The following is a 19,034-nucleotide window of genomic DNA, read 5'->3' on the forward strand; positions in this document are numbered from 1 at the left end:
TTTGCCCTTTGCCAAGAGGGGCGGGCAGGGGGCGTTTTGTGGATGATTTTGCGGGAGGGCCGCCCAAAGAAAAAAACCCCGCCGGGCGAGCGGGGCGGACCTTCGCAAGAGGACCGGCGCGGCGGCGAGGGCCTGCCGCGTCCGCCAACCGATGTTGCGTCAGTAGACGTCGTTTCGCGTGTTGTAGACGTTGAACTTGCCGGTCGGCGTGATCAGGTTCGGATCCTTGATCACTTCCTTCAGCTCAAGCGTCTTGTCGTCGACGATGACGATCGCGCTCTCCTCTTCCTTGCCGTTCCAGACCGAGAACCAGATCTCGTCGCCCGCGACATTGAATTCGCCCTGGACGATGCGGCGCTGGCCTTCGGTGATGCCGGACCATTCGCCGATCGGAAGCACGGAGTATTCCGGCTCTTCATTGGCAAGGTCCGCGATCTTGAAGACGGCGACGGAGGCGGAGATTTCCGCTTCCGGGTTGAGCGGGGTGTCGACGTATATGTGCCCGGAGTTCGGATGGCTCTTGATGAAGAGCGACCCGCCGCCTTGGCCCTCGACCGTCTGCACCACTTTCCAGGCCTGGTCGGGATGGCCTTCCGGATCGGTGCCGATGAAGGTGATCACCTCGTCGCCGAGGTGGCTCGTCGCCCAAACCGGGCCGTAGGTCGGGTGCATGATGTTCGCGCCGCGGCCCGGATGCGGCGTCGTGCCTTGCGTGTCGATCACGCCGACGAGCTTGCCTTCCTTGGTGTCGACCACCGCGACCTTGTTGCGCGCGTTGGCGGCGACCAGGAAATAGCGCTTGGAGGAATCGAAGCCGCCATCATGCAGAAAGCGTTCGGCCTCGAGCGCGGTCACCTTAAGGTTCTCAAGGTCCGAATAGTCGACAAGCAGGATGTGCCCCGTCTCCTTCACGTTGACGATGAATTCGGGGTTGTAGTGCGAGGCGACGATGGACGCGACGCGCGGCTCGGGATGGTACTCCTGCGTGTCGTAGGTCATGCCGCGCGTTGAAACCACCTTCAGCGGCTCCAGCGTCGCACCGTCCATGATCACGTATTGAGGCGGCCAATAGGAGCCGGCAATGGCGTATTTGTCCTCGAAACCCTCGAACTTGGAGGTTTCGACGGAGCGCGCCTCGGATCCGACCTTGATTTCGGCGACCGTTGCCGGCGTTTCCATCCAAAGGTCGATCATATTGATCTTGGCGTCGCGGCCGATCACGAAGAGATAGCGCCCGGAGGCCGAGATGCGCGAGATATGAACGGCATAGCCGGTCGGTATACGCGTTACGATCTCCTTGGTATCGCCGTCGATCAGAGCCACTTCGCCCGTGTCGCGCAGCGTCACGGAGAAGAGGTTGTCGAGGTTGAGGTCGTTCTGCTGGCTCGTCGGGCGCTGGTCTTCAGGAATGAGGACCTTCCAGGTTTCCTTCATCTCCGCAAGGCCGAACTCCGGCGGCTGGGCCGGCTCGTTGAGCAGGTAGCGCGCCATCAGGTCGATTTCGTCTTCCGACAGTTCGCCGGAGGTGCCCCAATTCGGCATGCCGGCGGGAGAACCGTAGTTGATGAACGACTGCAGGTAGTCGTAGCCGAGTTCGGTGGTAATATCGGTCGTCAGCGGCTTGCCTGTCGCGCCCTTGCGCAACACGCCGTGGCAGCCGGCGCAGCGTTCGAAATAGATCTTGTTGGCGGCCTGGAACTCGTCACCCGTGAGCGTCGGCGCGCCGGGCTTCTGGCCGGGCTGTTCCATTACCGTTTCGCCGAGAACGTCCTGCTGCGGCTGGTACTGTCCGCTGGGCGTCGTCTCGTGCTGTTTCTTTGCGTCTTGGGCCATTGCGCCGCCAACGCCCGCAGGCGAAGCGACCATGGCAGCGGAAAGCGGGATCACGATCGCGGAAAGCAACGTGGTGGTCCGCAGGAATGATGCGAGTTTCATCTCAGTCTCCCGGACATCCGGATCAGGCGATTGCAACCTTGCAGACCCCGGGCCGTCATCCCTTGACGATCGTCAAGCACATGCGGCGCAAGTGCGGATTACAAACGAAAGCATGATGAAACCGGCTTCGGCGGCCGCGATACCGATGCGTTGAGCGTGTCCGGGCCGGAGTTCCTTCCGCGCGAGCAGGGGTCAATGCTTTCGATCGTTCACAGGCTCAAGGGTTCGGCATGGATCGCGGTCATTCTGCTGGCAATGACCGTGCCGGCCGTTGCTGCGGATCGGCAGATTCTGCGGGAGGCTGTGGCAAGGATCCTGAATGCCGATCCTGCCGGCCTTGAGCTTTCGCCGCTTGAGAGCGCGTCCGATGTATTCCGGATCGAAGCAGGGGCCGGCGACGGCGCATCTGAATTGTTTGCGGCATCCAGCTCCACACTCGTAGGCTCGCTTGGCTATTCGGGCAAACCGGTCGATATCGCCGTCGTCGTGGACGTGTCGAGCGATGCCGCAAAGATATCCGGTGCGGAGTTGCTTTCTCACTCCGAGCCAATTCTGACGCTTGGTATCGATACGCGCGATCTTTCCCGATACGTCGGCGGATTTGCGGGAACGGACGCCGACGCCGGGCTCGCCTCGCTTGTGCGCGGCGGCAGCTTGCCCCAAGCGGTGTCCGGGGCGACCGTTTCGAGCGGCGCGATCCGAAATGCGATCCTGCGCACGGGGCGGGCCGTCGCGCGTGCTGCCCGCTCTGAAGAAGCCGAACGAGCACAAGCAGCAGCGGAAGAAATCGAGAATTACTCGGGCCTATTGGAAAGCGGCGCGGTCTCGCGACTATCGGTCGATTTTACCGAAGCCCGTGAAGCACTCCCCGGTTATACGACGATAGAGCCGGGCAAAGACACGTTCGTCGAGCTTCATGCGGGCGTCTTACGGGATAACGAAGCGACCGCGAAGCTTCTCGGGCAGAAGGCCTTCGCCCGTGTCGATGCCGAGCGGGGCAGAAGCGAGACGGCGCTCTTCATCGCGGCAAGCGGCCTTTATTCGGTCAAGGGCACCGGTTGGAGAAAGTCGGGCGTCTTCGACCGGCTTGAACTTATCCAGGGTGACAGGACGATCCGCCTTCCTTCCGACCGGCATTTTCGCCTCGAGGAACTCGCAATCGGCGGCGCGCCGAAGTTTCGCGAGGCGATGGTCGTCTTCGTTCCGGCCTCCGCCGGTTTCGATCCCGACAAGCCGGCGCGACTCGACCTTGTCGTCACCGCACCTGATAAATCGAGCGCCCGCTTCGGTCTCGATCTTGTTCCCGAGGGGGCGCCGACCGGGGTCGTCGTTCAGGAATTGGCGGACGAGCGCGAAGGCTGGCGGCTTGAGTGGGAAGCGCGCGCGCCCGAACTTGCGATACTGACCGTGATGCTCACCGTGCTTTTCGCGGTGCTATACGTTTCCGGCCCGCTCGTGCGCCGGGCGGAGACCTATCGCGCCTTTCGTACCGGCTTTTTGTTCGTGACGCTCGTTTGGCTGGGCTGGATCGCGGGCGCGCAGCTTTCCGTCGTGCAGGTCGTCGCCTTCATTCACTCGCTGCTGGCCGATTTCCGCTGGCAGACCTTTCTGCTCGATCCACTCGTCTTCACCCTTTGGGCGTTCGTCGCCATCACGCTCGTCTTCTGGGGGCGTGGGGTCTATTGCGGCTGGCTTTGCCCTTTTGGCGCGCTTCAGGAACTGACGAACCAGGCTGCCCGGCGTTTCAATTTGCGCCAGATCGAGATCCCCTGGGAGATTCATATCCGGCTCTGGCCGATCAAATATGTGTTCCTGTTTCTGATCGTCGGCGTATCGCTGCAGGAGATCGGCCTTGCTTTCCGCCTTGCCGAAGTGGAACCCTTCAAGACGGCGATCACACTGCATTTCCTGCGCCCGCCCGCCTTCGTGGCTTATGCGCTGGTCTTGCTCTTCGTCGGGCTTTTCGTGGAACGCGCCTTCTGCCGCTACCTTTGCCCGCTTGGCGCGGCACTGGCGCTGCCGTCGAAGTTCAAGATCTTCGACTGGCTGGTGCGCCGTCCGCAGTGCGGGCGCGAGTGCCGGCTATGCGCCACGACCTGCACCGTTCAGGCCATCGATCCGATCGGCCGCATCAACCCCAACGAATGCATCTACTGCCTGCGTTGCCAGGCGAACTACCACGACGAAACCGTCTGCGTGCCGCTGAAGATGCGCGCGCGACGCCGCAACCCCACCGCACCCCATGACACGGACAAAGCGTCATGACGTATCACAGTTTTTCCGAAAAACACTCTATCCCGACCCTCTTCACCGCAGGCTTCCGGTTTTATTTTCTGGCCGCCGGCGCATTCGCCCTCTTCGCCATGGTGGCCTGGCTCTTCTGGCTCGGCGTGCACGCCGCCGGCGGGTCCTTCGCGGAGCCTTGGACAGCCGTTGCGCCGCAGCTCTGGCACGCCCATGAAATGGTCTACGGCTATACGGTCGCGGTCGTCGCCGGCTTCTTCCTCACCGCCGTGCCCAACTGGACAGGATCGCCCCCGGCTCGCGCGATGTTCGTCGCCGGAACGGGTTTTGTCTGGATCGCAGGCCGTCTCGTCATCTGGTTTTCCGCCTTTCTCGATCCGGTGTTCGTCGCGCTTGTCGATCTCGCCTTCGTGCCGCTGCTCGGCCTCAAGGTCGGCGGCAACCTCTTGAAGAAAACGCAAGCCCGCAACCTCATATTCCTGGGGCTTTTGTCCCTCCTGTTTGCGGGCAACCTGCTCATGCATCTCGAGTGGATGGGCGTTTCCGGCGGCGATGCCATGGCCGGAGTTCGCCTTGGTCTGCTGACCACCGTCGCGATGATCGCCATCATCGGCGGGCGCGTCGTGCCGGGCTTCACGCGCAATGCGCTCAACCGTTCGGGCTATGGCGGCAAGCTGCCGGTCTTGCGCCCTGTATTCGACAGGATCGGCATTGTGAGCGCGATCCTTCTGGCTCTTGCCGCCGGACTGGATGCTCCGTCCGCTGTGGTTGGCGGCCTGGCGGCAATCGCCGCCATCTCGAACGGCATACGTTTCGCCGGCTGGCGTTTTCAGGCGACATGGCGGGAGCCGATTCTCTGGTCGATGCACCTTGCTTTCTTTCTGCTCGTAGCAGGTTATGCCGCGCTTGCGACCTCGCATTTCTTTGGCGATCCGAGCGAGATCGGCGCGCTGCACCTGCTTGGCGTGGGGGCTGCCGGCGGAATGACGCTCGCCATCATGACGCGCGCCGCCCTCGGGCATACGGGACGCCCGCTCGTGGTCTCGACGCCGATCGCGGTTGCCTACGCCGCGATCGCGCTGGCTGCGATCGTGCGCGCCTGCGGGCCGACGCTTCTGCCTGAGCACTATTACGCGGTAATGTTCGTCTCCGGCGGTTTGTGGCTAACCGCGTTCACGCTTTTCCTTGTCGTTTACCTGCCGGTTCTGGCGTTTTCCGGAGATGAAAAGGCTTCCAACTGAGGACAAAGCTCGCCGAATTTCCGAGCTTGACGATGGTCAAGGGAAAGTGGCGCAGGCCTTCCTAATGTTCAAATCGTCTGAACATTTTACCTCATGAGGAAGCCGATGAGCGAAGGACTGACCGCTTCAAAGGCCCGCAATATCTTTTACGGCGGGTCCTTGTTCTTCCTGGTCGTTTTCGGGGCGTTGACGGTCCATAGCCACTTCTATGCCGTCAACACCTCGACCAACGCCGAGGGGCTGACGGATTCCGTCGTCCACGGCAAGCGCATCTGGGAAGAGAACTCCTGCATCAACTGCCATACGCTGCTGGGTGAGGGGGCGTATTTCGCGCCTGAACTCGGCAATGTCTGGGTACGATACGGCGGACGCGACGACCCCGAAGGTGCGCGCGAGGCAATCAAGCTGTGGATGCAGAGCCAGCCATCCGGCATCGAAGGCCGCCGCCAGATGCCGCAGTTCAACCTGACCGACGAGGAACTCGACGCGCTCGCCGACTTCTTCAAGTGGGTCAGCGAAATCGACACCCAGAACTGGCCGCCGAACGACGCGGGCTGATCCGGAGCGAAGATCATGAAATATCAGTCACAAAAGGTCGCGGCCTATTATTTCTATTGCGCCATGGCGCTGTTTGCCGCGCAAGTCACCTTCGGATTGGTGCTCGGCTACATCTATGTGGCGCCGAACTTCCTTTCCGAACTCCTTCCCTTCAACATCGCCCGCATGATCCACACGAACGCGTTGATCGTGTGGTTGCTGCTCGGCTTCTTCGGTGCCGCCTACTATCTGGTGCCGGAGGAATCCGAGACGGAGCTTCATTCGCCGAAGCTGGCGATCTTACAGCTCGTCTTGCTGATGGTCGGCGCGTCCGGCGCGGTCGTGGGTTATCTCTTCCGCGTACACGAGGGGCGCGAGTTCCTGGAGCAGCCGCTTTGGGTGAAGCTCGGCATCGTCGCTGCCGCGCTGATCTTCCTCTACAACATCACGCTGACGGTGCTGAAGGGTCGCAAGACGGCGATCACCAACGTGCTTCTCCTGGGGCTCTGGGGTATCGCGCTCTTCTTCCTGTTCGCGCTTTACAACCCCGCCAACCTGACGCTCGACAAGATTTACTGGTGGTATGTGGTCCACATCTGGGTCGAAGGTGTGTGGGAACTCGTGATGGCGTCGATCCTCGCCTTCATGATGCTGAAGTTGACGGGCGTCGACCGCGAGGTGGTGGACAAATGGCTATATTCCATCGTCGCGCTTGCCCTGTTCACAGGACTGCTCGGCACCGGCCACCACTATTACTGGATCGGCACGCCCGGCTACTGGCAGTGGATCGGCTCGATCTTCTCGGCTCTTGAAGTCGCGCCCTTCTTCGCAATGGTGGTCTTCACCTTCGTGATGGTCTGGAAGGGGCGGCGCGAGCATCCGAACAAGGCTGCGCTCCTATGGGCGCTGGGCTGCTCGACGCTTGCCTTCTTCGGTGCCGGTGTCTGGGGCTTCATGCACACGCTCGCCCCGATCAATTACTACACCCACGGCACGCAGGTTACCGCTGCGCACGGGCACCTTGCCTTCTACGGCGCCTATGTCTGCCTCAACCTGGCGATCATTACCTACGCGATGCCGCATCTGAAGAACCGTGCGCCATATAATCAGGTGCTCAACATGGTTGCCTTCTGGCTGATGTCCGGCGGCATGGCGTTCATGACCTTCACGCTGACCTTTGCCGGAGTGGTGCAGACGCACCTGCAGCGGGTCAACGGTGAATACTTCATGGATGTGCAGGACCAGCTCGCGCTCTTCTTCTGGATGCGCTTTGGCTCCGGCGTGGCCGTGGTGCTAGGCGTACTCCTCTTCCTCTACGCGGTTCTAATGCCTCGCAAGGAAGTGGTCACTCCCGGCGTCAAGACCGAGACGGTTCCAGCCGAATAATCGAAACAGCGGCCCCGGCTTTGTCCGGGGCCGCGCTCCAAACCCGATCCGCAAAAGAATATTACAAGGAGGACGGTTCATGCTCGACACCGTTCAAACCCTCTCCGCCGCTGCCGTCGAAGCCCCCTACTATCTGCCGACGGGCGACGAATGCGCCGTTTTCGACGCCGCTTACCGCAACAAGCTGCCGCTTCTTCTCAAAGGGCCGACAGGCTGCGGCAAGACGCGTTTCGTCGCCCATATGGCGGCCAAACTCGGCCTGCCGCTGACGACGGTCGCCTGCCATGACGATCTCACGGCCGCGGATCTTACCGGCCGCTATCTCTTGAAGGGTGGGGAAACGGTCTGGGTCGACGGTCCGCTCACCCGCACTGTGCGTCAGGGTGGCATCCTTTATCTCGACGAGGTGGTCGAGGCGCGCAAGGACGTGACGGTCGTCCTGCATCCGCTAACCGACGATCGCCGGGTCCTGCCGCTGGAACGCACGGGCGAGACGCTGGAAGCGCCGGATGATTTCATGCTCGTCGTTTCCTACAACCCCGGCTACCAGAACATCATGAAGACGCTGAAGCCCTCGACGCGCCAGCGCTTCCTGGCGCTTGAGTTCGATTTTCCGTCTCCCGACCGCGAGGCTCAGGTCGTCGCCGCCGAAAGCGGCTTGCCGCTTGAGCGCGTGAAGCCGCTCGTGCTGCTTGCCGGCAAGCTGCGTGAACTGAAAGGCCAGGATCTGGAAGAAGGCGTCTCGACGCGTCTGCTGGTTTACGCCGCCTCGCTCATTCGTGACGGCATGCCCGTCATGAAGGCGGTCGAGGCATGCCTCCTGCAGCCGCTCACGGATGATGCCGAGATCAAGCGCGGTCTCGACGATCTTGCCGTAGCGCTGCTCGGTTGATCGGTCGGTCCCGGACGAGGTGCGGTCATGGCATTCGCCGACATAAAACCCTGGGAGCCGGAGGAATCCGTCGGGACCCTCTGGCACCGGTTCATAACGAAGGTCGACGCGCGGCCTTCCTTTCCTGAAGCCGCGGTCACGCTTGAGGCGATGAAGCCGCGCATCGGCGTGCTGTTCCGCGCGCTCGGTGGGCAAGCGGGCGTGGAAATTGCGGAGGCCGCGGGCGAGGTCTCCAGCCATCGCCTTTCGTGGCTGAGGAAACTCGGTACGCCCGAGGAAACTGTGGCGCGCGCGGCTTATGATGGTGAAACGCTGGCTTTGCCGCCTGCGATAGACCTTTTTCCCGAGCGTAAGGACAATGAGGCGCTCTTTGTCTGGCTCGCCGCATCGGCTGCGTTTGCCGTTGAGCCTGAGGTCCGACCGCGCGACCTCCTTCGGCGCGATATTGCCGCCCTGCGTTCGGCAAATGAAACCGTTGGAAGGACGCTCGACGCCTGTCCCGGGCTCCTGCGGGTCCATGAAAGGCTGGCTGCGGCAACGCTCGCCGTACGCCGGCGCACCAAGCGGCCCGAGCTCGAAGCCAATCTTGAGGCGGCCGTCCGTGCCTTGCTTGGCGATCGTGTGCCGCTGTCCGAAACCGCAAAGATATTCCGCTTGGTAATCAGGGGGCAGGCGCCGCTCGATACCGTGCCTTCAGCGCCTGATGGCTACTGCCCCGTAGAGCCCGTGCCCTTGTGGCTTGACCGGCGCAAGGCCGCTATGCCCGAAGCGGCAGGCGAACGAGACGATGGTGCATCCGGCACCTCCGCGCAGAAAGCCGGCATACGCAAGAAGGCGAAGCGACGGGATTCCTCCGAGATCAATAAACGGGATTCCCTGATCCTCAACCGTTTCGAGACGATCCTGTCTTGGACGCAGTTCATGAACATCAACCGTCGCGTCGAGGACGACGATGCCGAAACGGCGCGCAGGGCGGCCGACGATCAGCAGGAGCTCGGCCTTGGCGATGTCGATCAGCGCCCGGCAACGAAACTCGCCTTCGATCTCGATCTCGCGCCCAAGGACGTCGACAGGATGGCCTTGTCGGGCGAAAAGCTTGTGCCCGAGTGGGATTACCGTACCGGCCAGTACCGAAAGGATGCCTGTCGCATTCTGGTAAGCGATGCCGATCCTAGCGAAGCCGCCTTATCCGCTGATGACGACCCCGCCCGGCGCCGGCGCATTGCCGCCGTCCGCCGCCGTTTCGAGGCGCTCAGGCCGAAACGCGCGATCCTGCCGCGCCAGGTCGATGGGGATGAGCTCGATATGGATCAGGTCGTGCGTTCGCTTGTCGATATCCGCGCGTCTGGCGAGGGTAGCGACCGCATCTTCAAGCGCGTGGTGAATGCCGAGCGGGATCTGGCTGTCGCAACCCTTATAGACGTTTCACGCTCCACGGAGGCGATTGTCGAAGAACGCTCCGTCATCGATGTCGCGCGCGAAGCCCTGACCGCTTTCGGTCACGGCCTGCAGCAAACAGGAGACGATCACGCGATTTACGCTTTCTCCTCGCTCCGGCGCGACAAGGTCTTCGTTAACCGATGCAAGGCCTTCGGGGAGGCGATGGGCCCAGCCGTGGAACGCAGGATCGCTGCGTTGAAGCCGGGCTTCTATACACGCCTGGGCGCTGCGGTGCGCCATGTGTCGGAGGAACTGGCGACCAGAGCCGCAAGCCGCAGGCTCCTGCTCGTGATTACCGATGGCAAGCCGAACGACATCGATCATTACGAAGGCCGCTTCGGCGTGGAGGATACCCGCAAGGCGGTGCTCGAGGCCCGCCGCCAGGGCCATGCAGTCTTCGCCGTCGCCATCGAAGCGGGAACGCAAGCTTACTTGCCGTATCTATTCGGGCGAAATGGCTATGCGCTCGTACCCCGGCCGGAGCGGCTCGCCGAAGCTTTGCCGATGATCTACCGGCAGTTGGTTACGGAGTGAGCGTCGCCATGGGAGATGGCGAGGGCGCCTGCAACGAGGCCGTTGAGATATCTTCCGGCTGGGGTCCGCTTTCGGCCCTGCCGGGCGATGCGATGATGTGGATCCTCATCATCAGCGAGTTGGCCGTCTTCGGCGCGGCGCTTGCAGGTTATGCGGTATCCCGTGCGCTCGATCCGGAACTGTTTTCAGCATCGCAAGCACATCTCGATCCGTTTTCGGGCGCGCTCAACACCGCGATCCTTTTGACGAGCGGGGCTTTCGCGGCAGGCGCGGTCCGGCAGGCGCGGGCGGGTGCTATTCGGACAACGCGTTGGCTCATCGGTATCGCCTTCCTGTTCGGCCTCGCGTTCCTGACCGTAAAGGTCGGCGAATACGCGGGCCACCTTGCCGATGGTTACGGGCTGGAGGCGAACACCTTCTTCACGCTCTATTATCTTGTCACCGGCTTTCACGCAGCCCATGTCGTCTTCGGGTTGATGATCCTCGCGCTGGTCGCTGCTTTCGCGAGCGAGGAGAACGTAACGACTGGTTGCGCCTTCTGGCACATGGTCGATCTGGTCTGGGTTCTCGTCTTTGCCGTTTTCTATCTGAGTTGAGGGTTCCTATGCCGCATGGCGCGATACGCGAACGGCCGCTTCTCCTCACCTGGGCGGTGCTCATGGCGCTCTCGGCGCTGGGTGCATTCGGCGCCTGGCTTGCGGATGGCGGAACGCTGCGCCTTGCCGGGCTCGGCGCGATCGCGCTTTTCACGCTTTTCAAGGCTCGGCTGATCCTGGCGAACTATCTGGAGCTTTCCCGCGCGCCTGGCTGGCTCGCGGGGTTCTCTGTCGCGATCTTCCTGCTGCTCGCGATGATCTTCTGCCTTATCGCGCTTGTTCCCGCGCCCTGACGCTCAGGCCCGCGAGCGCAGCACCTCCGCGCGTTCCTGCTCCACGAAGTCGCGCAGCTTCTCCACGTCGGCGATTGTCGCCATGTTCTGGTTGATCTTTACACCGACTGTGCGCACGCGCTGGAAGGCGCGTGACAGGCTCTCAGGCTTCATGCCGAGGCGTCCCGCGATCAGCGCCTTGTCGTAAGGAAGGGCGATGGTGCATGCGCCTTCATCCACCGGTGCGAGCGAAAGCAGGAATTCCGCCACGCGCTGTGCGCCTGTGTGGGCTTTTAGCTGCTGGATCTGGTGCACGAGCGCGTGCAGATGCTGGGACGTGGAGGCGAGCATCGCAAGGCCGATTTCCGGGCTTTCGCGTATGCGTGCGAAGAGGTGCCTCGCGGGGATCATGAGGACCCGGCAGTCGGTCACCGTTTCGCCGCCCGCCGGATAAACGCCGCCGGTGAAGGCGGCGGCCTCGGCAAAGCTCTGGCCCCTGGTGAAGACGCCGACGACGGCTTCCTCTCCGGCTGGCGTCACGCGGTAGACCTTCACCCATCCGTCGAGCACGATGTAGAAGGCGTTCGCCGCCTCGCCCTGGATGAAGAGCGTCTCGCCCCGATCGAGCGCCTTGACCACTCCGTCGGAAAGAAGGGCCTGAAGCGTATCCTCTCCAAGCCCGCCGAGGATCGCCGTCCCGCGGATGCTTTCAAGGTCTCCGTCGCGCAAACCGATTGCCATGTCTTGCTCTATGCCGTTTTCAATCTTCAGTTGCGTCAGATTTCCCTTTTCGCAAAGCCGTAATAGGCTTGCAAGCGGGGAGCGGGACTATAGCAGCCGAAACGCGCGACAAGGAGTACGGGAAAGCCCTTGCTACCTTTTTCATCTGGTTGGCGTTTTGTGGCCGGTTTCGGCGATATCGATCATGGCTTCCTGGTATGACAAATAAAAAAGTTGTACTTTGGATTTGAAGCAGATGATATTCCTTTGCGGGGCCTCTCGACATCTGCATTACGTATCGATCTTAGAGTCTTAATTGAAAAATCCGCCAAAGCTATCCGGCAATCTATTGACAGTCCCTTCGAGGCAGTTTTACGTTTCTGGTCCAACAAATAGCTTGATCAAGGTTGCATCAAGGCAACGGAGACCTGCGGATGGCGGCGAGTACGGCCAAGGGCGCGCTGACGGTGGATGTTGCTTCACCTGACGGTTCGGCTGTCGACCATGTCGTGCACCAGATTCGTGAGCTGATCGCGCAGGCCGGGCTCAAGGTGGGCGACAGCCTGCCGGCCGAGCGCGAGCTTTGCGCGCAGTTCAATGCAAGCCGCAACACCGTGCGCGAGGCGATGCGTATCCTGAAGGCCTACGGGCTGGTGGAGGTTCGCCCGAAGGTTGGCGCTACGATTACCGACAACCGCATGTCGCGGGCAATCGAGCTGTTTTCCTTCGCTACGATGGAGGTGTCGCGTAAGACCTTCAGCGACGTGCAGGCGTTCCGCGATCTGCTCGAGGTTGGCTCGGTGGAGCGGATATTCGACCGGCTTTGTGAGCGCGACATCGAGGAACTTCACGCCATAAACGCGGACCTTGCCGGCATCCATGACCTGGAGGAGGCCTCGGAGGTCGATTTTGCCTTTCACGTCAGGCTGATTTCGATCCTCGACAATACCGCGATCCTCGACGTCTACAAAGTCATGAAGCCAATCATTCTCAGGATCATGCTGAAGGGGAAGACCCGGCGGACATTCAAGACGGAGACTTTCTCCGAGCATGAAGGCGTCATCGAGGCTCTGGCGAACCGTGACCGGCTGTCGTTCCAGTATCGCCTGCGTACCCATCTGATGACGGGCTTCAAATATTTCAACGAAGAGATGGAGGCATCCGCCTGACGGATGATTGGGGTTTGCCGCGCTTGAGAGAGGGCGCGGAAGCGGGCGGCGCCAGCCCGGCGAGGGAATCCGCAAAAGGCGCAAAACGGGAGGAAATGCTATGAAAGCAGTGTGGAAATGGTCGCCTGCGGCATTGGCGCTCGCCCTGTCGGTGAATATGGCGGCAGCTGGTCCGGAAATCGTCTCGGGCCCCGGAGCGGATCCTGAATGCTTCGCTCCATGGTCGGCGGACACCAAATACTTCCAGTGGGAAGCCCGCCCCGCCCCATATCGGGTCGCCGTGGTCAACGGCTTCGTCGGCAACACCTGGCGTATCCAGATGATCAAGACGGCAAAGGCTTACGCCGAAGATCCCGCGGTCAAGGACAAGATCTCGGAATTCAAGGTCGTCTCCACCGGCACGGATGCGCCAGCCCAGCTCGGTGCGATCGAGGATTTCATCAACCAGGGGTTCGACGCCATCATCACCATCGCCGTCTCGCCGGACGGTTTCGACCGCGTCATACGCCTGGCCGACAAGAACAACGTGGTGCTGGTGCCTTTCGACAACGTGCTCGACACCGACAAGGTGATGCAGGTGAACGAGGATCAGCTTGCCATGGGCCGTACCTGGGCGGAGTTCCTGCTGAAGGAGCTCGAGGCGCAGGGCAAGACGTCTGGCAAGATCCTCGAGGTTCGCGGGCTGCCGGGCAATTCGGTCGACCGCGACCGTTCGATCGGCATTCACGAGGTGCTGGACGGCTCCGGCGGGAACTGGGAAGTGGTTCAGGTCGTCGGCAACTGGGATGACGGGACGGCGCAGAAGGTGACGGCGGACGCAATAGCGGTTCATGGCACGTTCGATGCCGTCGCCGCCCAAGGCGGTACCACTGGTGTCGTGCAGGCCTTGCGCGATGCCGGCCACCCGATGGTGCCGATCGCAGGCGAATCCGAAAACGGATACCGCAAGCTCGTCGCCCAATATGCGGAAGATGGGCTGAAGGGTATTTCAATCGGCCAGTCGCCCGGCCTCGTGGCGATCGCCATGAAGGCTGCGATCTCGGCGCTTGAAGGCAACGTCATGCCGCAACTGATCTCGGTCCCGCTTCCGGTCGCGGATTATTCGTCCCTCGAAGACGGCGTGAACTTCTGGACGGACCTGCCGGACAACTTTTTCACCGTCAACGAGTTCCCGCCCTGTGGCGTGAACATTTCCGGCCCCGCCATCATGGCGCAGTCGGAAGAAGACGTGAAATAACCGCTTCACCCGCCTTGTGGCCCCGGTATTCTTTCCGGGGCCTCTTTTTCCCGAAAGTCGAAAACCTGCTGGCAACTCCGGTGAGAACACAGGCATGAGCGACGCCATTGTCGAATACCGCGGCATTTCGAAGTTCTTTGCCGGCATTAGGGCGCTGGAGGATGTCGATTTCGCCTGCCGCCCGGGCTCGATCCATGCCATCCTCGGCGAAAACGGCGCAGGCAAATCCACCCTGATCAAAATCATGGCGGGTGTGCTTCAGCCAGATGCCGGGCAAATGCTGCTTGAGGGAAAGCCCGTCACCTTTCCCACGCCTCAAGCCGCCAACGATGCCGGCATCGTCTGCATGTTTCAGGAGTTGTCGCTCGTTCCCGATCTTTCGGTTGCCGACAATATTTCCATCTCGAAGCCGCCCCGCCGCTTCGGGCTTATCGACAGGCGCGCCCAGGTCGCCCGCGCCGAGGAGCTTTTGGCGCAGGTGCGCTGCGAGGATATCGACCCGAACGCGCTGGTGCGTGAACTTTCCCTTTCCCGCCGCCAGATGGTCGAGATCGCCAAGGCGATCGGGCGCGATCCCAAGGTTCTGATCCTCGACGAAGCGACTTCGGCGTTGACTTCGCGAGACGTGCAGACGGTCTATGATCTTCTGGCCGAGCTGAAGGCGAAGGGGATCGCCAGCCTGTTCATCTCGCACCGCATGCATGAAGTGGATGCGCTTTGCGACACGCTTTCCGTTTTCCGTAACGGTCAGCATATCGAAACATTCGCCAAGGGCGAAAAGAGCGAGCGCGAAATCGTGCGCCTCATGATCGGGCGCGATGTAGAAGCGCAGTTCCCGCCGAAACCGGCGCCGAAGCCTGTCGAAGAACGCGGTGAGGAGTTGCTGAGCGTGCGCGGCCTTAAATGGGGCAACCGGCTGAACGGGATCGATCTTTCCCTGAGGCGCGGCGAGATCGTCGGTCTTGGCGGTCTCGACGGCCAGGGCCAGAAGGAATTGCTGCTCGCGCTCTTCGGCGTTCTTCGCGATGTCGAAGGCGAGTTCCTCATCGGCGGCCGCAAGAGGCTTGCCTCGTCTCCTGCCGCGGCGAAATCCGGCCGCACGCGGATCGCGCTCGTTCCCGAAGATCGCAAGACCGAGGGCCTGATGCTCGGCATGCCGATTGCCGACAACCTCCTGGCCGCCTCCTTTTCGAAGATTTCGCGTGGGCCGCTGATCGATCCTCTACTTGCCCGCAAGGCCGTCGATGAGGAAATCGAGAGACTGCGCATCAAGATCGGCTCGTCTGCCGATCCCGTCATGACGCTATCGGGCGGGAACCAGCAGAAGGTGGTTATCGCCAAATGGCTGATGACCGATCCCGACATCATCCTGCTTAATGATCCGACGCGCGGCATCGATGTCGGCACCAAACAGGAGATCTACCGGCTGATGCGCGAACTGGCGAACGAGGGCAAGGCGATCCTGTTTTATTCATCCGACTACGCGGAGCTGATCGGCTGCTGCGACCGCGTTTCGGTTCTTTATGCCGGGCGGGTCGTCAGCGAACAGGAGGGGGATGCCATTACCGAGGAAAGCCTGGTCGCCGCCTCGCTCAACATAGGTATCGAAGCGGCATGATGCGCAAGGCGAGCTGGCAAAGGTGGCTTTACCAGAACGTGGGCTTCGCCACGGCGGTGTTGCTGCTGACCGTGCTTTATCTCACCTACAACATGCTGCACCCGCGGGGGTTTTCCTCCGCGGTCGCCATTCAGAATTCGAACGAGGCAGCAGCCATAGCCTTCGTCGCCATGGCGCAGACGCTGCCCGTCCTTCTTGGCGGGCTTGACCTTTCGGTCGGCGCCGTCATGACGCTGACAAACTGCGTCGCCTCGGAGCTCTTGAACGGTCCTGCCTGGCAGATCCTGCTCGGAATGTTTTTGACGCTGCTGACGGGTACGGCCTTCGGGTTCATGAACGGCTGTATCGTGGTCTATGGCCGCATTCAGCCCATCATCGCGACACTTGCCACCGGCGCGATAGCCATCGGCCTTGCGCTTTTGATCCGACCCAAGCCAGGCGGCAATGTGGATGACGATCTCAGCTGGGCGCTGACCAATTCGGTCTACGATTTCGCCGATACATACGGGCTTGCGGAAGGGGGGGATGCCTGGTGGCTCAGGCCTTTCGCCGATATTCCGGTGCCGGTGATCCTCATCGTATTCGTCGCGGTCGCGGTCTGGGTGCCGTTCCGCCGATCCGTTACGGGGCGCACGGTCTACGCCATCGGTTCGGCGGAGGGCGCTGCCTATATGTCCGGCCTGCCGATTGACCGGGCCAAGATCGCGGCCTTCACCCTCGGCGGTTTCTTCGCCGCCTGCGGCGGTCTATACCTTGCAATCCAGACCTCATCCGGCAATGCCGATATCCAGCAGGCAGGCGCCTACACGCTGAATTCCATCGCCGCCGTCGTGCTTGGCGGGACGTCGCTGCTTGGTGGTGTCGGCAGCGCCATTGGCAGCCTCGTCGGCGCGATGATCCTGCGCGTCATCTCCTTTTACTTCCGCATTCTCGACATAGACCCTCTGCTGCAGCCGTTGATCGAAGGGGTTGTCCTTCTGGTCGCCGTTTCCTTCGGTGCGTTTCGCACGTTGAGGGTGAAAAACCAGCTCGATCTGTTCAGGTAGGTTTCCCATGCGCATTTCCATTGCACCTGAAAACCGGCCCATCGTCATCGCATCGCTGTTTGTCGTGGTGATCCTGCTCGCGGGCACCGCCTACACGCTTTCCACTGCCGGGAGCGCGCCGCTTCTTTCGCCAAACTACCTTCTTCAACAATTGCAGACCGGTTCGTTCCTCGGCATTTGCGCCGCCGGCATGATGATGGTGATCCTCCTTGGCCAGATCGATCTTTCGATTCCCTGGACGTTGACGGCGGCCGCGATGACGGCAACCGCCGTCGGCGGCGACATGGCCTTGCCGACCGCCCTTGGCGTCGGTATCGCGGTTGGGCTCCTCAACGGCTTCGGCGTCGCTTACCTGCGCATTCCTTCCATGATTTTCACGCTTGGCGTCGATACCGTGCTGCGCGGATTGATGGTGGCGCAAACCGGTGGCTTCGCGCCACAAGACACGGCAACGCCGCTGATGCTCTTTCTGGCAAAGGACAAGGTCCTCGGCATTCCGGTCGCCATTTTCGTGTGGGCAGGCGTATCCGCGATAATTGCGCTCATGCTTACGCGAACCGGCTTCGGTCGTTCGCTCTACGCCACGGGCTCGCGCGAGGGCGCGGCTTATCTTTCCGGTATCCGCACGAAATGGGTCATAGTCGGCGCCTTCGTGATCTCAAGTGTTTGTGCGGCAACTGCAGGCTTCCTGCTGACCGGATATTCCGCCAAGGCCTATCAGGGCATGGGCAACGCCTTCCTGCTTCCCGCCATTGCCGCTGTCGTCCTTGGCGGCACGCACATTCTGGGCGGCAAGGGGCGATATACCGGCACTCTCATCGGCGTCGTGCTCATCGTGCTGCTCAACTCCGTCCTGTCGATCATGCAAATGCCGGAAGCAGGCCGTCAGATCATTTACGGGTCGGTCATCATTACCATGCTGCTGGTATATGGGCGAAACCAGCGCGTTACGTCCTGACAAACCCGGCATGGCCGCCCGCACAATGCCTCGGGTACGGCGTGATTTCCAGCTCCGGACAGGAGCTCGCCTTCCATATGCACTGTCGGGACCGCGATCTTGAAACAGAAAAACCGTTGACACATTTGGAACGATCCAGTACTTAATTCAGAGAATTTGGAACGATCCAAAAATTTTAAAACAATCCGACTCAAGGGGAGAAACGGCATGAAGTGGGCGCTGATCGGGGCCAGCAGGATAGCATCGGGCTATGTGATCGATGCCATACGCGCCCAGAGCGGGCATGAGATTGCCTCGGTTCTGAGCTCCGACAAGCAGCGCGCCCAGGAATATGCGCGCGAGCACGGGATTGCCCGAAGCTCGACCGATCTTGACGAGATCCTTTCCGATCCCGAAATCGGGGCGGTCTATATTTCGACCACTAACGAGAAGCACCATCCCCAGGCGATGGCCGCGATTGCCGCCGGCAAGCACATCCTTTGTGAAAAGCCGCTTGCAACTTCTCTTGACGATGCCGTCGAGATGGTTCGCGCAGCCGATGTGAAGGGCGTCGTCTTCGCAACCAACCACCACCTTCGCAATGCCGGCTCGCATCTTGCCATCCGTGATCTGATCGCCTCCGGCCGGATCGGGGATGTGCTCAGCGCGCGCGTTTTCCACGCCGTGAACTTGCCTGAGCAATTACGCGGCTGGCGCATCAACGATGCGGCTGCGGGCGGAGGCGTGATCCCCGATATCACCGTGCATGATGCCGATACGGTCCGTTTCCATCTCGGTGAGGATCCGGTGGAGGTTGTTGCGCAGTCCGGCGTTTCCGGGTTGGGGCAGGGGGTCGAGGACAGCGTGATGTCCGTCTGGACGATGCCTTCGGGGGCGATGGTTCAAACGCACGAAAGCTTCACCCATCCTTACGCCGGTACGGGTATCGAGTTTCACGGGACCAAGGGGTCCATATTCGCACGCGATGTGATGACGCAGCGACCGGTCGGGGATGTGTGGATCGTCGGACCCGATGGCATGCAGGACATACAGTTTGAGGATCACAACCTCTACGTTCGCGCGCTTGGGGAATTCGCGAAGGCCGCAGCAGGCAATGGCCGCCCGGCGGCGGATGGCGTGGACGGTGTGAAATCGCTCGCCGTTGCCCTTGCCGTTCGCGAGGCGGCCGATCAGGGCAAGGCAGTTCGCGTCGACTACGGTGGAATCTGA

16 protein-coding genes are annotated in these 19,034 nt (G+C 61.5%); 14 read left to right on the forward strand and 2 right to left on the reverse strand.

From position 1 onward, the window contains the following. Positions 1-159: 159 nt before the first annotated feature. Complete coding sequence (locus GR183_RS03440; RefSeq protein ID WP_160774215.1) at positions 160-1,935, reverse strand: nitrite reductase; 1,776 nt, start codon at positions 1,933-1,935, stop codon at positions 160-162. 195 nt (positions 1,936-2,130) lie between these two features. Here GR183_RS03440 and GR183_RS03445 point away from each other — a divergent pair, with 195 nt between their 5' ends. The 8 genes from GR183_RS03445 to GR183_RS03480 all read left to right on the forward strand — a co-directional run bounded on the left by GR183_RS03445 (position 2,131) and on the right by GR183_RS03480 (position 11,098). Next, positions 2,131-4,200 (forward strand): NosR/NirI family protein, encoded by a 2,070-nt coding sequence (locus GR183_RS03445; protein ID WP_160774216.1) that lies wholly within the window; start codon positions 2,131-2,133, stop codon positions 4,198-4,200. Then, on the forward strand, positions 4,197-5,420 hold the full coding sequence (locus GR183_RS03450; RefSeq protein ID WP_160774217.1) for an NnrS family protein: 1,224 nt from the start codon (positions 4,197-4,199) through the stop codon (positions 5,418-5,420). The genes GR183_RS03445 and GR183_RS03450 overlap by 4 nt, the downstream gene beginning before the upstream one ends. 105 nt (positions 5,421-5,525) lie before the next feature. Further along, entirely contained in the window at positions 5,526-5,978 is a 453-nt protein-coding gene (locus GR183_RS03455) for a c-type cytochrome (RefSeq protein WP_160774218.1), read from the forward strand. Between the two features lie 15 nt (positions 5,979-5,993). Further along, a complete protein-coding gene (locus GR183_RS03460) occupies positions 5,994-7,343 on the forward strand; it encodes a cbb3-type cytochrome c oxidase subunit I (RefSeq protein ID WP_160774219.1) in 1,350 nt (449 codons plus the stop codon). A 79-nt stretch (positions 7,344-7,422) separates the two neighbouring features. Next, positions 7,423-8,235 (forward strand): CbbQ/NirQ/NorQ/GpvN family protein, encoded by an 813-nt coding sequence (locus tag GR183_RS03465; protein WP_160774220.1) that lies wholly within the window; start codon positions 7,423-7,425, stop codon positions 8,233-8,235. Between the two features lie 27 nt (positions 8,236-8,262). Then, a complete protein-coding gene (locus GR183_RS03470) occupies positions 8,263-10,209 on the forward strand; it encodes a nitric oxide reductase activation protein NorD (protein WP_160774221.1) in 1,947 nt (648 codons plus the stop codon). 8 nt (positions 10,210-10,217) lie between these two features. Then, a complete protein-coding gene (locus GR183_RS03475) occupies positions 10,218-10,805 on the forward strand; it encodes a cytochrome c oxidase subunit 3 (RefSeq protein WP_160774222.1) in 588 nt (195 codons plus the stop codon). A gap of 8 nt (positions 10,806-10,813) precedes the next feature. Next, positions 10,814-11,098 (forward strand): nitric oxide reductase F protein, encoded by a 285-nt coding sequence (locus GR183_RS03480; RefSeq protein ID WP_160774223.1) that lies wholly within the window; start codon positions 10,814-10,816, stop codon positions 11,096-11,098. A gap of 3 nt (positions 11,099-11,101) precedes the next feature. Here the strand turns inward: GR183_RS03480 and GR183_RS03485 are convergent, their stop codons facing one another. Beyond that, a complete protein-coding gene (locus tag GR183_RS03485; RefSeq protein ID WP_160774224.1) occupies positions 11,102-11,818 on the reverse strand; it encodes a Crp/Fnr family transcriptional regulator in 717 nt (238 codons plus the stop codon). A gap of 413 nt (positions 11,819-12,231) precedes the next feature. On the opposite strand from GR183_RS03485, the gene GR183_RS03490 reads away from it, so the two are divergent. From GR183_RS03490 to GR183_RS03515, 6 genes are all read left to right on the forward strand, one after another. Continuing rightward, positions 12,232-12,966: a FadR/GntR family transcriptional regulator gene (locus GR183_RS03490; protein WP_160774225.1), complete on the forward strand. Its 735-nt coding sequence runs from the start codon at positions 12,232-12,234 to the stop codon at positions 12,964-12,966. A 100-nt stretch (positions 12,967-13,066) separates the two neighbouring features. Then, positions 13,067-14,203: a sugar ABC transporter substrate-binding protein gene (locus GR183_RS03495; protein ID WP_160774226.1), complete on the forward strand. Its 1,137-nt coding sequence runs from the start codon at positions 13,067-13,069 to the stop codon at positions 14,201-14,203. 94 nt (positions 14,204-14,297) lie between these two features. After that, positions 14,298-15,821, forward strand: a complete 1,524-nt coding sequence (locus GR183_RS03500; RefSeq protein ID WP_160774227.1) for a sugar ABC transporter ATP-binding protein — start codon at positions 14,298-14,300, stop codon at positions 15,819-15,821. Next, positions 15,821-16,867 carry an ABC transporter permease gene (locus GR183_RS03505; RefSeq protein WP_244313613.1) on the forward strand — a complete coding sequence of 349 codons (1,047 nt, stop codon included), beginning with the start codon at positions 15,821-15,823 and terminating at the stop codon, positions 16,865-16,867. Before GR183_RS03500 ends, GR183_RS03505 begins: the two co-directional genes overlap by 1 nt. Positions 16,868-16,874: 7 nt before the next feature. Next, positions 16,875-17,825 (forward strand): ABC transporter permease, encoded by a 951-nt coding sequence (locus GR183_RS03510; RefSeq protein ID WP_160774229.1) that lies wholly within the window; start codon positions 16,875-16,877, stop codon positions 17,823-17,825. Positions 17,826-18,032: 207 nt separating this feature from the next. Further along, positions 18,033-19,034 carry a Gfo/Idh/MocA family protein gene (locus GR183_RS03515; RefSeq protein WP_160774230.1) on the forward strand — a complete coding sequence of 334 codons (1,002 nt, stop codon included), beginning with the start codon at positions 18,033-18,035 and terminating at the stop codon, positions 19,032-19,034.

This window comes from Stappia sediminis (genome assembly GCF_009826895.1).
Classification (GTDB): Bacteria; Pseudomonadota; Alphaproteobacteria; order Rhizobiales; family Stappiaceae; genus Hongsoonwoonella; species Hongsoonwoonella sediminis.